General features: G+C 32.3%; 19 protein-coding genes. All 19 read right to left on the bottom strand.

The window, feature by feature from the left end:
- Window positions 1–2: 2 nt before the first annotated feature.
- A complete protein-coding gene (locus tag NYQ10_RS19785) occupies window positions 3–533 on the bottom strand; it encodes a GNAT family N-acetyltransferase (protein WP_289877956.1) in 531 nt (176 codons plus the stop codon).
- 31 nt (window positions 534–564) lie between these two features.
- Window positions 565–1,689: a lactonase family protein gene (locus tag NYQ10_RS19780; RefSeq protein WP_289877955.1), complete on the bottom strand. Its 1,125-nt coding sequence runs from the start codon at window positions 1,687–1,689 to the stop codon at window positions 565–567.
- A gap of 140 nt (window positions 1,690–1,829) precedes the next feature.
- Window positions 1,830–2,933 carry an MBL fold metallo-hydrolase gene (locus NYQ10_RS19775; RefSeq protein WP_289877954.1) on the bottom strand — a complete coding sequence of 368 codons (1,104 nt, stop codon included), beginning with the start codon at window positions 2,931–2,933 and terminating at the stop codon, window positions 1,830–1,832.
- Window position 2,934: 1 nt separating this feature from the next.
- Window positions 2,935–3,357, bottom strand: coding sequence for a DUF1801 domain-containing protein (locus NYQ10_RS19770; RefSeq protein WP_289877953.1), 423 nt, complete (start codon window positions 3,355–3,357; stop codon window positions 2,935–2,937).
- Between the two features lie 157 nt (window positions 3,358–3,514).
- A complete protein-coding gene (locus NYQ10_RS19765; protein ID WP_289877952.1) occupies window positions 3,515–3,883 on the bottom strand; it encodes a nuclear transport factor 2 family protein in 369 nt (122 codons plus the stop codon).
- A gap of 79 nt (window positions 3,884–3,962) precedes the next feature.
- Complete coding sequence (locus NYQ10_RS19760) at window positions 3,963–4,175, bottom strand: ArsR family transcriptional regulator (protein ID WP_289877951.1); 213 nt, start codon at window positions 4,173–4,175, stop codon at window positions 3,963–3,965.
- A gap of 1 nt (window position 4,176) precedes the next feature.
- Window positions 4,177–4,593, bottom strand: a complete 417-nt coding sequence (locus NYQ10_RS19755; RefSeq protein WP_289877950.1) for a hypothetical protein — start codon at window positions 4,591–4,593, stop codon at window positions 4,177–4,179.
- Window positions 4,594–4,636: 43 nt separating this feature from the next.
- The gene (locus NYQ10_RS19750; protein ID WP_289877949.1) at window positions 4,637–5,551 is read right to left on the bottom strand and encodes a helix-turn-helix domain-containing protein; all 915 of its coding nucleotides are present in this window, start codon (window positions 5,549–5,551) and stop codon (window positions 4,637–4,639) included.
- Between the two features lie 12 nt (window positions 5,552–5,563).
- Window positions 5,564–6,460: an NmrA family NAD(P)-binding protein gene (locus NYQ10_RS19745; RefSeq protein ID WP_289877947.1), complete on the bottom strand. Its 897-nt coding sequence runs from the start codon at window positions 6,458–6,460 to the stop codon at window positions 5,564–5,566.
- Between the two features lie 101 nt (window positions 6,461–6,561).
- Window positions 6,562–7,047 (bottom strand): SRPBCC family protein, encoded by a 486-nt coding sequence (locus NYQ10_RS19740; protein ID WP_289877946.1) that lies wholly within the window; start codon window positions 7,045–7,047, stop codon window positions 6,562–6,564.
- Window positions 7,048–7,190: 143 nt separating this feature from the next.
- Entirely contained in the window at window positions 7,191–7,799 is a 609-nt protein-coding gene (locus NYQ10_RS19735; protein ID WP_289877945.1) for a hypothetical protein, read from the bottom strand.
- Between the two features lie 43 nt (window positions 7,800–7,842).
- Window positions 7,843–8,580 (bottom strand): DUF2625 domain-containing protein, encoded by a 738-nt coding sequence (locus tag NYQ10_RS19730; RefSeq protein WP_289877944.1) that lies wholly within the window; start codon window positions 8,578–8,580, stop codon window positions 7,843–7,845.
- A gap of 13 nt (window positions 8,581–8,593) precedes the next feature.
- Window positions 8,594–8,995, bottom strand: coding sequence for a DUF1801 domain-containing protein (locus NYQ10_RS19725; RefSeq protein WP_289877943.1), 402 nt, complete (start codon window positions 8,993–8,995; stop codon window positions 8,594–8,596).
- 15 nt (window positions 8,996–9,010) lie between these two features.
- Complete coding sequence (locus NYQ10_RS19720; protein ID WP_289877942.1) at window positions 9,011–9,445, bottom strand: GNAT family N-acetyltransferase; 435 nt, start codon at window positions 9,443–9,445, stop codon at window positions 9,011–9,013.
- 13 nt (window positions 9,446–9,458) lie between these two features.
- Entirely contained in the window at window positions 9,459–9,902 is a 444-nt protein-coding gene (locus NYQ10_RS19715; RefSeq protein ID WP_289877941.1) for a hypothetical protein, read from the bottom strand.
- A gap of 23 nt (window positions 9,903–9,925) precedes the next feature.
- The gene (locus tag NYQ10_RS19710; RefSeq protein ID WP_289877940.1) at window positions 9,926–10,264 is read right to left on the bottom strand and encodes a n-acetylglutamate synthase; all 339 of its coding nucleotides are present in this window, start codon (window positions 10,262–10,264) and stop codon (window positions 9,926–9,928) included.
- Window positions 10,261–10,905: a suppressor of fused domain protein gene (locus tag NYQ10_RS19705; RefSeq protein WP_289877939.1), complete on the bottom strand. Its 645-nt coding sequence runs from the start codon at window positions 10,903–10,905 to the stop codon at window positions 10,261–10,263. The genes NYQ10_RS19710 and NYQ10_RS19705 overlap by 4 nt, the downstream gene beginning before the upstream one ends.
- Window positions 10,906–11,015: 110 nt before the next feature.
- On the bottom strand, window positions 11,016–11,507 hold the full coding sequence (locus tag NYQ10_RS19700; RefSeq protein ID WP_289877938.1) for a TPM domain-containing protein: 492 nt from the start codon (window positions 11,505–11,507) through the stop codon (window positions 11,016–11,018).
- Between the two features lie 142 nt (window positions 11,508–11,649).
- On the bottom strand, window positions 11,650–12,399 hold the full coding sequence (locus NYQ10_RS19695) for a DUF2314 domain-containing protein (RefSeq protein WP_289877937.1): 750 nt from the start codon (window positions 12,397–12,399) through the stop codon (window positions 11,650–11,652).
- Window positions 12,400–12,408 lie beyond the last annotated feature (9 nt).

Raw genomic sequence — 12,408 nt, 5'->3', positions numbered from 1 at the left:
ATTTATTCTTTTTTCTTCAATTCATATTCAAAATAAGGCATATCTACGCCATTTGTGGTAAGAATCATATCTCTTGCTTTTTCTGCTCCAAGTTTTAGAACCGCTTTTTGCGTACGGAAATTTTCTGCCCCTACATGGAAGAGTACCGAATTTACGTGTTGAAACGCATAATCAATCAATAATTTTTTACAAGATTTGTTATAAGGTCCGCCCCAAAATTTCCTTGCTAGAAAAGTATATCCAATAGCAATACTTGAATTTTCCTGTTTGTTATCGTAATAACGAGTTGTTCCTATAATTTCGTTGGTTTGTTTATCTAAAATTAGAAAAGCGCCTTTAGATTGTAATCCCGCATCGAAGAATGTTCTAAAACCTTCTCTATTGCTTCTGTCTTTTGATGGGTGCTGTTCCCAAATCAAAGGATCTGAAGCAACTTCAAACAATTCTTCAAAATGATTTTCTTCTAATGGAATAAGTTTTACAATGTCGTCTTCTAAAATAGGAGGTTGTAAATTGAAGTTTGATGTTTGCATTTTTTATGATTTTATGATTGATGGTTTAAAGTTAAATCCTTTTAATCTGAACGCAAGAAACATCCTGCATTTTAATTTCTTTTCCAGTTTTCTTCAATAATCCAGTTTTAGGATTTCTTTTAAAAACAATTACATTTCCAGTTTGAACATTCGAAGCGATTAAAAATTTTCCGCTTTCGTCAATGGCAAAAACACGTGGATGTTTGCCTAAAGTCGATTGATAACCAATGTTTTTCAAAAGTCCATTTTCGTCAATAGAAAAAATAGCAATGTTATTTTCTTTTCCGCGATTTGTAGCGTAAAGAAATTTTCCGTCGGGCGAAATGTGAACATCAGAACTTTCGAAACCTTCTTTAATTTTATCAGAATGCGTTGCAATACGCTGAATTTTATTTAAAACTCCATTTTCATAATTATAAACACTTATTTGTCCTGCCATTTCTTCAATGCAATAACCAAATTTTTGATTTGAATGAAAAGTAAAATGTCTTGGTCCAGCTTCTAAATCGGTTTTTGTAAATGGGTTTTTAGTTTCTATTAAAGGCTTTTTCTGATTTTCATTAAATGCATAACAGCGAATTTTATCTGCGCCTAAATCGGGTAAAAACAAATAATCGGAATTAGGAGAAAATACAGCCGAATGTACGTGAGATCTAGTTTGTCTTTCTTTGTTAACGCTTCCGTCCATATATTGAAAATTCTGCGCAATCGAATCGATTTTACCATTTTCTAAGATCGGAAAAACAGAAACGCTTCCTTCTGTATAATTCGCATTTGCAATCCATTTTCCGCTTTTATGAACGGAAACATAAACCGGATTTTCGCCACCGCTTCTTTGGCTATTTAAAAAAGTAAGTGATTTTGTTTCAGGATTAAATTCAAAACTACTTATACTTCCTGCATTTGGTGTTTTCGTATCCGTGCAAGCGTAAACGTATTTTCCGTTTGGAGAAACCGTTAAATAGGAGGGATTCACAATATTTTTAACCGAAGTAATTTTGATCAATTTTCCATTTAAAGTATCCAATTGATAAACTTGAATTGCTTCTGCCGTTTTATTACGATTGTATGAACCTAAAAAGACGTAGGTGTTTTGCGCAAACAGATTTACGGTTAAGAGAAATGCAATTAAAAAAGAGTATATTTTTTGTTTCATTTTTAGGTTTCAAGTTTAAAGTGCTGAGTTGGTTGTCAGGCTGAGCGAAGTCGATGCCCAAGTACTAATTGGAACGCCCTTCTCCCGAAGCCTCGGGATCGCTCAGGTTGACATTACAATTAACAATTAACAATTGTCAATTACCGAACACCACGCCACCATTGTTTAAATTCCTGTTTTTCATTTTTCAATTCGATTTTTTCTCCGATCATTGGCGTAATTAACGGAATCGGATTTTCAGATAAATTATTCAATTCTGTAACTTTATTTAAAGGTTCGTCCCAAGAATGTAGCGATAAAGCAAATTTAGACGAATGAACAGGAAAAACTCTTTTTGCTTTCAGATCCTTCATCGCTTTTATAACATCTTCGGGCATATTGTGAATGTATTTCCATTTTTGATTGTATTGACCGTTATCAATCAAAGCGACATCAAACGGACCGTATTTTTCTCCAATTTCAGCAAAATGAGAATCGTAACCGCTGTCGCCGCCCAAATACATTTTAAAATCTTTAGTTTCTAAAGCAAAAGAAGTCCAAAGCGTGTTGCATCTTTTAAAACTTCTTCCCGAAAAATGTCTTGAAGGCGTTGTATGAAGTTTGAGATTTTCATCTAATTGAATGGTGCTATACCAATCTTTTTCGATTATATTTTCTGATGGAAAACCCCAAAACTCAAAATGCGAACCAACACCAAGTGACGTAATTATTTTCTTAGTTTTTGGTTTTAATTTTAAAATAGTATCATAATCCAAATGATCATAATGATCGTGTGTAATCAGCAAATAATCTATTTCTGGAAGATCTTCAACGGTATAAATATCAGAACCTTTAAACGATTTTGTTGTGCCTGGAATAGGAGAGGCGTTGCCGCTAAAAACGGGATCAATCAGAAATCGTTTTCCCGCTAATTGAATAAAATAAGAAGAATGTCCAAACCAAACTAAAATTTCTTGGTCGAGAGAAAGTTCTTTTAAATCGGTTTTAATTGACGGAATTAAATCGGTTGGAATTTTTCGATCAACTTTCTTAAAGAAAAATTCAAGTAAAACTCCAGCCATACTTTCGCCTTCAGCTAAATCTGGCGTAAAACTTTGATTCTCGAATTTTCCGTTTTTATATTGAGGAGAATGCTGAATTAAATTCAGTCTTTCGCCAGAAGGCGCTTTTCCAAATTTTGGATGCTGCAGGAAATTATAAACGATAAGAGCTATAAAAAATGCTAGAACAAGAAATGTAACCATTTTATTTTGAAGAATATAAATTTTGAGTGTATTCAATCGAAAGTAAAATAATCTTTTTTAAAATTTCAATATCGATATCAGTTAATTTTTTAATGTAAATACAAGCTTTTGAAGAAGTGTGTTTTCCGAGCTTAGGCAAAAGTTCTTCTCTTTCTTTTTCAGGCAAATAAAAATAAACTGTTGTTGCAGCTTTTCTTGGCGAAAAACCTGCTAATGGTGCATCACCTTCGTGTCCGCTATCGTATTTGTAATGATAACTTCCAAAACCAATAATGCTTGGTCCCCACATTTTGGGTTCAATACCTGTGGTTTCTTGGATTATTTTTAGAAGTTCAAAAGCATCATTTTTCTTTTTGTCATCTTCAACAGCATTTATAAAATCAATTACACTGCTTTCGGTTTCTGTAGTTTTATTTTTTGCCATTTTGTGTTATTTAAAAAAGGTTTTTTTGTTTAAATTTTTAGGTTTCATGTTCGTTGATAAATTTAAACGCAAAGTTCGCAAAGCTTTGCGTTCTTCTGCGGCTGGCAAACACAAACTGATAAAAAAACCTTGCGAACTTTGCGTTGAAAAACAAACATTAAAACATTCCATTTTCATTAATATTATTTTTCGGAATTGGCTGTCCTAAATCCCAAAGTTCGATGATTTTTTCTGATTCGAATTTTAAGATATGAACAACAGCAAAACCAATATCTGCTGGAGTTTGTTTGAGATGCGAATGCACAGCAACTAAATCTCCGTCTCTCAAAATATGATGAATTTTGAAAACCTTATTCGGATTTGTTCTGGCAGATTCTTCCATAGCGAGCATTAAAGTTTCGGCATCGCCTTTAAAGTGCGTATTATGATGCTTGAAATTCTTTCCAACATATAATCGAAAAGCTTCATGAGAATGCCCTTTTGCTGCCAATGTCAGGAAGTTTTTTGCGATTTCTTTCTTAGTCATAATTCAAAATTTAAAAACAGACTAAGTTATGAAATAAAGCGCTATAATATTTGCAGAAAGTCTAAAGAAATTTATAAAATTAAAGCACTTCAGATTTAATTTTTGAAAGATCTAGACCCAATTTTTCAAACTCTTTTTCTCCTAATTCAGTTATGTAAAGATGTTTTTCTGAAGAATCTTTTTTTGCAATCCATTTTTTCTCAATGAATGTTTCCAGAAGCAGTTCGCCAAGTTTACCGCCCAAATGTTCATAACATTTTTTTGCTGGTTTTATGTTTTGAGAATTACTCATTTTAGATTTGCTTTTTCACGGCAATTTTAGAAGCCAAATAAGCAGTAGGAATATAGGCAAAAATCAAATCAACGAAATTAAACCAAATTGGAGAAGGCAAAGTAAAAATAGTGACAATACCGCCAAATAAAAAGAATGCACCGATTCCGAAAGCTAATTTTGTTTTGTGCTTAATAGCTATTAAAGCCGTTGTAAACGCGCCCGCAAATGTTCCGATTGCGTGTGCTAAGAAAGGAAAAAGAAAATGTTTTGGCTCAAATAAATGCATGTTTGCTTTTAAAGCTTCGGTAGTGCTAACGTCTGCGCCATTTGGAGCAGGAATTATAGAACCGCTAATTAAAATGATACTCATATTGACAACGCTTCCGATTACAAGACCGGCAATAACGGCCAAAGTATTTCTTAAAAATGGATTCATATTTTTCGTTTTTTATGTAACGAATTTATGAAAAATAAAGCAATTAGTTAAAAGATTGTCTGAATTCTAATGGCGAACTGTTTGTTTTGGTTTTGAACAATTTACTAAAAGACTGCTGATGCTCAAAACCAAGATCAAATGCAATTTCACTAATGGATAAATTGGTGGTCGAAAGTTTCTCTTTTGCCTTTTCAATTAATTTATTGTGAATGTGCTGTTGCGTGCTTTGACCTGTATGTGTTTTCAATAATCCGCTTAAATAGTTTGGAGAAACATGTAAGTTTTCGGCAATAAATTGTACAGTCGGAATTCCTTTTTGTCGCAAATTGTCATCAGAAAAATAATCTTCAAGCAATTTTTCCAAACGCGCTAAAATCTGATGACTGCTGATTTTTCTAGTAATAAATTGTCTATTATAAAATCGTTCGGCGTAAGTTAGAAATAATTCAATTTGAGCTATAATAACATCTTGGCTGAATTTATCAATGTTAGATTGATATTCCTGCTGAATATTTTTGATAATATCGATTAGCATATTTTCTTCTTTATCAGAAAGATGAAGCGCTTCATTGACTGCGTAACCAAAATAATCATATTGTTTTATTTTTTGTGCAAGCGGCGTATTCCAGAGAAAATCAGGATGAATCAATAAAGACCATCCTGTGTGCTGCATTTCGGAATTTCCTTCAATAGAAAAAACTTGTCCAGGCGAAAGAAAAATCAAAACCCCTTCTTTAAAGTCGTATTCCTGTTGGCCGTAACGCATTTTAGCATTCGCATTTCTTTTCAAAGCAATCGAATAAAAATCTAGCATTAAACTTTTCGGTTCTTCGCTATTTAAATATTTGAGATCTTCAAAATTGTAAACGCTCACCAAAGGATGTTCGGGTTTTGGCAAATCTCTAAAATCATGAAATTCGCTAATAGTTTTAAATCGAAGAGGTTGCTGATTTGCCATAGTACAAGTTACTTAATTTTGATGGAAAATTGTAGCAAATTCTTTTGCATAATCTGCCAGTTTTATTTTTCCTAAAACTGCGGGACGATTTTGATAATAATCTTCAGCCAATAAACCGTTGTAAAGTCCAGCGTACATTTCTACCAAACCTTTTGCGATTTTTGGTTGCATTCCAACAGAAATTAATCCATTTAAAACTTCTTCGTCGCTAATTAATTTCCATTTTAAATCTGGAATTCCAATTGCTTCGCCCAGAATTTTTGCTGTTTGATGTCCAGAAAGTTCTTCGCTTGCTACGTAACGAATTTTTTTTCCGTCAAGCGGAGTTATAAGCTCTTCTGCAATTGCTTCTGCAATATCGTTTGGAGAAACCCACGGAATCAATTCGTCTGCGCCATAATTGGTTGCAATAAATCTTTGATTTTTAATCTGCGGAATATAAGCTAGCAAATTGTAATAAAAAGAAGTTGGACGCATAAACGTAAGCGAAACATCAGAAAGTTTATTTAAAACAGCTTCAATTTCATTGTAACGCTGAATTATTCCAGAATTGTTTTCTAAATGCGCGCCGACGCTACTTAAAAATACAACACGTTTTACACCAGATTTTGTAATAGCTTCTGCATAATTATTTCCAATTGTACGGGTAAATGCATCTAAATCAAGATTTGAATCAAAATAATTCGCGCGCGGAATCATGCAATATACAGCATCTGCACCCGTAAAAGTTTGAGTTAAAAATGCAACGTCATTTACAGATCCAATCGCTGTTGAAGCGCCAAGATTTTCAATCTCAGATTTTCTGTCATTGCTGCTTGTTATTACCGTAATTTGATGTCCTTTTTCGATTAATGCTTTCGCAAGAGGTTTGCTGATGTTCCCTAAAGAACCTGTAATGATAATTTTCATAATACTATTTTTTTGATGATACAAAGTTGCGCAGCATCAAGCAAATAGATTTAGCCAAATCTCTGATTGACGTAGCCTAAAAATAGTATTATGAAAAAAAGTTATTTTTCAGAAAGTTTTCTTTCTGTTTCTGTTTGCGGTTTTCCAGTTGCATTGGGTTCGCCTTTTCCAGTTTCAATAAGTTTTTTTAAACTGTTTTGAATGTAATTTGTCCAACCTGATTTGCAAACTTCAAAGCATTCGTATTCTGGAACCAAACCAACATGCGTAAAAGTAAGTTTCGTTTTGTTTTCTTCTTTTGAAATATCAAAAACAGCAGTTGTATTCGTCCATTCTGTGTCGTCTTTGGTAAAACTGAAATAGTTTTCTTCAATTAGCCAAACGATTTTCTGATTCGGAATTACTTCAATCAGTTTTATTTTACAGCGGTGAACATCTTCATAATGATACTTGAATTCGTCGCCTTCATTTGCTGTTTTTCCTTCAATTTCTTCCGACCACCAGCCGCGAACATTTTGGATAGCTTTAAAAACTTCTTCTGGAGATTTATCGAGAAGTATTGTTGTGGTAAAATCTTGTGCGCTCATTTTGATTGATTTAGAAATTAGTAAAGTAAAATTACAATCTAAAAATCAAAAAGTTAAGGTGTTTAAAAGACAAATTTGAGGTGTGTTTCGGACATGCCGTAATTTATTAAAACTTTTGCTTTGAACTTCAAAATTATGAATTACTATTTTTTATAATCATCTCCATTTTCGCTAGAAAGCCACGATTCAAATTCGTTGATTTTTATACTTTCAAATTTCTTTGGAATTCTAAAAAGTAAGATTATAGAAAGTAGTTGAATAATTAGCTGGCAAAGGCTTAAAATTCCGTTTAACGGAAAATAAATAAAGTTAGAAACTAAAGTGCGGATAGAGCCAAGTAACCCGATCAGGAATAGCACCAATAAAAAAACTTTTAAATCATATCCTTTTCTAACTAAATATCCTAGCATTCCAACAAAAATAAAAGTAACCAAAGCTGAGACAATACCTCCTTCATTTTGTGTAAATATCATAAATAGAAAGAAATTAATTATACCTATAGCCAATGAAATAAAAATAAAATTGGATGATTTTATATGATTTTTATGTATCGGTCGTATTTTCTTTTCTTCTTTTTTATGAATCAAGATATTAATTGTAGCAAGTTCTTCTGCAGAAAAATCTCGACCTCTAGTTTTAAGTATTTCAAAAGCAATTTTTGTGGCTTCTGGAACAAATGAAGTTTCCGGTTTAATATATTTTTCTAATTCTGAATTAGACATCTGTTCAAGTACGCTTCTTTTTACAGCCATTTTTAATCAATCGTTATTGTTATTTGGGGACTAAAGTACTTTTTTAATTATGTCCAAGCTGTTTTCTCAAATCCAAATTAAGATTATACTGCTCTTCAACAGGAATAACTTTTCTTTGCACTTTATTGATGTCGCTTCCTTCATCTGTCCATAAAAACGGATAAAAATTAAAAACTTGATCGCCTTGTAAAGAAGCAACTTCTTTTTTCCAGTTTTCCCAACGGCTTCCCGAATAATATTTGTCTAAATCGTTATTAAAACAGAATTCTAAAAACTGAGAATAAGTAATATCCAGCGGCTCATATTCTAAATTATCGGGCGCAAAATAATACACGTTGCCTAAATCTGTACCTAATCCACCACCGTTTAGGAGATAAAATCCGCCGAGAGCATCGTCTGCGATTAAGAGAAAAGAAGGCGCTTCTCCAAATTCTTTAAAAGATTTTCCTTTATTCCAATCAGGAAGACTGCGGTTTAGTTTTGCGCTTCCAGAACCTAAAATTCTAATCCAGCCGTTATCGATTAAAATTCCGCCAGTTCTATAAACCACCGCGCCCATTGGCGAAGTGGTTGTAACTTGCGTGTTATATAAAGCATCTTTTGCCTTTTTTGGATCGGCAGGAAGAATTTCTACTTTGTTTTTAGCAGAATTGCTCCATTCTTTTACTGATTTCCATCCTGAGTCGTTTAGATCGATAAGGTCTTCTACTGGTCGCATTTTTGTTTGTGATAAAGTTGTGGCGGTTATTAAGATAAAAGCAAATAATTGAAAAAATTTCATAGTGGTTTTTTGGTTAATAGGGTTTGGTCATTAAACGAATTAGGACTCCTTTTCTTTTTACAATGTTTTTATAATCCCATTGAATTTCTTTTGCTTTTGTCAGCCAGCGTTTTACATCTTCTTCGTTGATCTGATCTATTTGAGTGTAACGCATTTCTGCGGCTTTAAAAGAACCTTCATTTTGCAATTGTTCTTCGTCAAAAGATTGTCCGCTCCAGAAAAGTAATCTAACAGAATCTTTTAGTTTGCTGTATCCAACAATTGGGTTTCCGTCTAAAAACCAAACCGGATGCGCGTGCCATATTTTGCTTTCGGCTTTGGCTAATTTTTTATTTATAATCGAATAAAGAAGATTGCAGATTTCTTTGTCTTCTAAACTTTGAGAATCGTTGTAATTTTGAATTTCCTGACTCATAGTTTTTTCCTTTAGTTATTTTGCCTCTTTTTTTAACTCAAATAAAATATAAATTCCATTGTTAGAATGTCCTTTTTCTTTTTCTACAAATCCATTTTTGATATAAAAATCAATTGTTTTTGTATTCTTTTCGAGACATTTTAGAGTAAGCGGAAAATTAGCTTTCAAAATTGCCGCTTTTAATAATTCAGAACCAATATTTTTACCCTGATAATTATGATTTACATAAAGATGATGAATAAAATTATTAGGCATCCAAATCGAAATAAATCCAACAGGAACGTTATTCCAAAGTGCTGTCAAGATATATTCTCCTTGTGTTTGTTTGATAAAATCATCTAACTTAAATTCAGAAATATCATTCCATGTAAAAGTTCGTTTTCTTTCTTCTAAGAAAATTTCTTTTAGAGAATTTAAATCACTATTTCTGAATTCTACTATATGCAACATGTATTTTTTCTGTTTAATTTCTTTTCAGAAAAATTGTACTGCCTTCATTAGAATCATTAAATTCGGTAGCTCTTACGCCATTTAAACCGAGATTTATTCTAACTTCATCATCACTTTTAAAATCTAATATTGCTAGAATTCTGCCTTTCTCAACTTCTTTGTCTTTTTCTAAAGCAATAGCGATAATATCCATTGTTATAGGAACTTTAGATTCGTCAATTTCATATTTTAACAAAGCTTTCTGTCCATCTTTTTTTCCTCCTTTGATTATATAATTTTTCCCATCGATAAATTCGCCATTAATAGTCATTGAAATAAAATTATCTGGAGTAAAAATCATTTTATTTTTTACACCATTAATGTCAGTTCCTTGCCAGTCGCCAACAAGGATTTCTTTTTTACTTTGTGCGTAAGAAATACTGGTTAAAATAAGAAAAAGCAAAAGAAATTTTTTCATCGTTTAAGCGTTTTTTAGATTTTTTATTGTTCTTCAATTATAGAATTCCCTTTTGATAAATCTCCAGAAGTCCATTGCCAAGTTTCGTGAAGTCTTATTTTTCCGTCTGATAAAATTTCAGGTTTCGAAGTGCAAAAGCCCGTCATTAATTCGCCCTTTTTGTTTATTTGATGATATTTCATTTCGATATTTCCTGTTTTATCAACTAAACCAATTAAATGACCTTTTATGATTTGTCCTCCAGAGTATTCAGAAGTCAAAATATTTCCTTCTTGTTTGTAATGAAAGACAGTTTCATTAGACGTTTCTCCGTTTTCCGAATTGCTTACAGGTTTAAAAAATTTGTTATTGTAATTGATCATTTTCGATTCAAATCGGTAATTAATAAAGGATTATTTTCTTTTAATTTATTAACTAAAGCCTCAACCGTTTCTGGATTTTCTTTAATATTTTCATATTCTTGAGACGTTATGCCTACAATTTGCAAGAAAGAAACTTCTCCGTGCGGTGTTTGCTTTTTCGGAACTTCAGGATCATTTACAAAAACTAAGGCTGTAATGTCGGTTTCGGTATCCAGACGAATCGGACCGTTTACGGGCATATAATGAAATTCTTCAAACCAATTTCCGCTATTAAAAACATATTTGGCAATGTTTTGCAAAAGCGCCACAGCCCAACTTGGATTTCCGTTATCGGCTTCAAAAGGCTTTAATCTAAAAGTAAGTTCAAATCCCCATTTGCTGAATTCTCCGTCTACTTTTTCTTCGTTATAATACAATTCCGAAAATCCGTAAGTGATAAAATGAAAATGATCTTCCTGATTTTTACTTTCATAATAACTTACGCCGTCAAGCGGATGTTCTCCGCCAAGCATATAACTAATCGCTGGAGCAAAATGTTTTGGTTCCTGACCCGGATAAAGAAGGTCAAATTCTTTATCGATTTCTAGCCACCCAACGGCATCATCTTCTGAAAATTGTTTTTTATATTCTTCTAAATTCATTTTGTAGTTTTCTAGTTTAAAGCTTAGACAAGATATTGCTTTTATCGGAGAAAATGGAATTTGAAGCATAAAAAAATCCGATTTGTTGCAGCAAAATCGGATTGTGTTTGTTATTCTATTTTTTTAACTAATTGAAGCGTTCCTGCTTGTAAACCTTTAAAATAGTCACCTTTTTTTAATTCTGGAATTACATAAGTCGAAATAATATCTTTTAATTCTGGATCGGTAATTTTAGCGCCAATCTTAGCAACTCCTTGAAACTGAATTTGTCGCATTTGTTTGCTTATTACGATTAATACCGAGGTGTCAATTTTGAGTTTAGAAAATAAATAATTATCTAATTGTCGAGAATATTCGTTTAAATCATTATAAGGACTAAAAGATGCAGCGCTAACAATAAGAATTTTAGATTTTGTTTTGACTTCGCTTGCTTTTAAATAATCATTTAAATCTTTGACTTGTTTTGGTGTAAGAATGTGTTCAAAATCATTTACATAATCATAAGATTTAGCAAAAATATTTTGAGGTTCGGCTTTTGTTTGTGCAAAAAAAAGTTGCGGTAAAAAAAGAACAATAGTTAAGTAGAAAATTATTTTATTCATGGCAGATATGTTTTGGGCGGTGCAAAACTACTGCTTATTATTAAAACTTTGTCTTGAAATAGTTACTAAAAATCGAATTTTATTTTTAAAGAAAAGAACAAAAAAATCCGATTTACATTAGCAAATCGGATTCTTTAAATGTTTATTGCAACAAAGGCAGTAAATGATCCCATTTTAATTCTTTTGCATAATCCAAAGCAGTTTTTCCAAATTGATTTTTTGCTTTTAAATCCGCGCCAGATTCTATTATAATTTCTACCGAACTGCTATTTCCAGCAATTGCTTCGCGATGTAAAAAAGTATAGCCTAAATCATCTTCACCTGTAATTTCTTCGGGATTATTTTTTAGAAATTCGATTAGGCTTTCTTTCATGTTTATGCTCATCGGATGTTCAATCAGATTTTCAGGATTTTCTTTTTGATCTGAAACGACTTCGATATCATTAAAATCACCAAATTCTAATCCCCAAGCTGCGTCATGATCTTCTCTTTCTTCATCGCTCATTTCAGAACGCATCGCATGAATTGTAAAAGCTCCGTATGTTTTACCATCAATAGCAAACAGCCAATCGCTAATTTGATTAACCGGAATCGCTATTTCATCTCCATTATTTACGTTTGTCAATTCATCTGGATCATTTACTAAAATGCCGTAAATATTTTCACCATCAAAATTTACATCATTAATCCACATATGCTCCACGATGGTTTCATTGTCTATTTCTTGTGTAAAAGCCAGTTTTACACAAGCAACGTCTAATCCAGGAACAATTCGTCTGTATTCCCAAGATAATTCTCTCCAGAAATATTTAAAGGTTTCTTGCGCTTTTTTGTAAGCTTCAATCATTTTTGGATTTTCTCCGTCGGCGTAGAATATTTTTGTTTCTTCCATTAGAATACA

The organism is Flavobacterium johnsoniae, from assembly GCF_030388325.1.
Taxonomy (GTDB): Bacteria; Bacteroidota; Bacteroidia; order Flavobacteriales; family Flavobacteriaceae; genus Flavobacterium; species Flavobacterium johnsoniae_C.
Note: the sequence above shows the minus strand (reverse complement) of the source record. Positions and strands in the feature narration are given on the sequence as shown.

Excerpts from the sequence above, each read along its gene's own strand:
- NYQ10_RS19785 (WP_289877956.1), bottom strand. The coding sequence starts at position 533 with ATGCAAACATCAAACTTCAATTTACAACCTCCTATTTTAGAAGACGAC.
- NYQ10_RS19780 (WP_289877955.1), bottom strand. The coding sequence starts at position 1,689 with ATGAAACAAAAAATATACTCTTTTTTAATTGCATTTCTCTTAACCGTA.
- NYQ10_RS19775 (WP_289877954.1), bottom strand. The coding sequence starts at position 2,933 with ATGGTTACATTTCTTGTTCTAGCATTTTTTATAGCTCTTATCGTTTAT.
- NYQ10_RS19770 (WP_289877953.1), bottom strand. The coding sequence starts at position 3,357 with ATGGCAAAAAATAAAACTACAGAAACCGAAAGCAGTGTAATTGATTTT.
- NYQ10_RS19765 (WP_289877952.1), bottom strand. The coding sequence starts at position 3,883 with ATGACTAAGAAAGAAATCGCAAAAAACTTCCTGACATTGGCAGCAAAA.
- NYQ10_RS19760 (WP_289877951.1), bottom strand. The coding sequence starts at position 4,175 with ATGAGTAATTCTCAAAACATAAAACCAGCAAAAAAATGTTATGAACAT.
- NYQ10_RS19755 (WP_289877950.1), bottom strand. The coding sequence starts at position 4,593 with ATGAATCCATTTTTAAGAAATACTTTGGCCGTTATTGCCGGTCTTGTA.
- NYQ10_RS19750 (WP_289877949.1), bottom strand. The coding sequence starts at position 5,551 with ATGGCAAATCAGCAACCTCTTCGATTTAAAACTATTAGCGAATTTCAT.
- NYQ10_RS19745 (WP_289877947.1), bottom strand. The coding sequence starts at position 6,460 with ATGAAAATTATCATTACAGGTTCTTTAGGGAACATCAGCAAACCTCTT.
- NYQ10_RS19740 (WP_289877946.1), bottom strand. The coding sequence starts at position 7,047 with ATGAGCGCACAAGATTTTACCACAACAATACTTCTCGATAAATCTCCA.
- NYQ10_RS19735 (WP_289877945.1), bottom strand. The coding sequence starts at position 7,799 with ATGGCTGTAAAAAGAAGCGTACTTGAACAGATGTCTAATTCAGAATTA.
- NYQ10_RS19730 (WP_289877944.1), bottom strand. The coding sequence starts at position 8,580 with ATGAAATTTTTTCAATTATTTGCTTTTATCTTAATAACCGCCACAACT.
- NYQ10_RS19725 (WP_289877943.1), bottom strand. The coding sequence starts at position 8,995 with ATGAGTCAGGAAATTCAAAATTACAACGATTCTCAAAGTTTAGAAGAC.
- NYQ10_RS19720 (WP_289877942.1), bottom strand. The coding sequence starts at position 9,445 with ATGTTGCATATAGTAGAATTCAGAAATAGTGATTTAAATTCTCTAAAA.
- NYQ10_RS19715 (WP_289877941.1), bottom strand. The coding sequence starts at position 9,902 with ATGAAAAAATTTCTTTTGCTTTTTCTTATTTTAACCAGTATTTCTTAC.
- NYQ10_RS19710 (WP_289877940.1), bottom strand. The coding sequence starts at position 10,264 with ATGATCAATTACAATAACAAATTTTTTAAACCTGTAAGCAATTCGGAA.
- NYQ10_RS19705 (WP_289877939.1), bottom strand. The coding sequence starts at position 10,905 with ATGAATTTAGAAGAATATAAAAAACAATTTTCAGAAGATGATGCCGTT.
- NYQ10_RS19700 (WP_289877938.1), bottom strand. The coding sequence starts at position 11,507 with ATGAATAAAATAATTTTCTACTTAACTATTGTTCTTTTTTTACCGCAA.
- NYQ10_RS19695 (WP_289877937.1), bottom strand. The coding sequence starts at position 12,399 with ATGGAAGAAACAAAAATATTCTACGCCGACGGAGAAAATCCAAAAATG.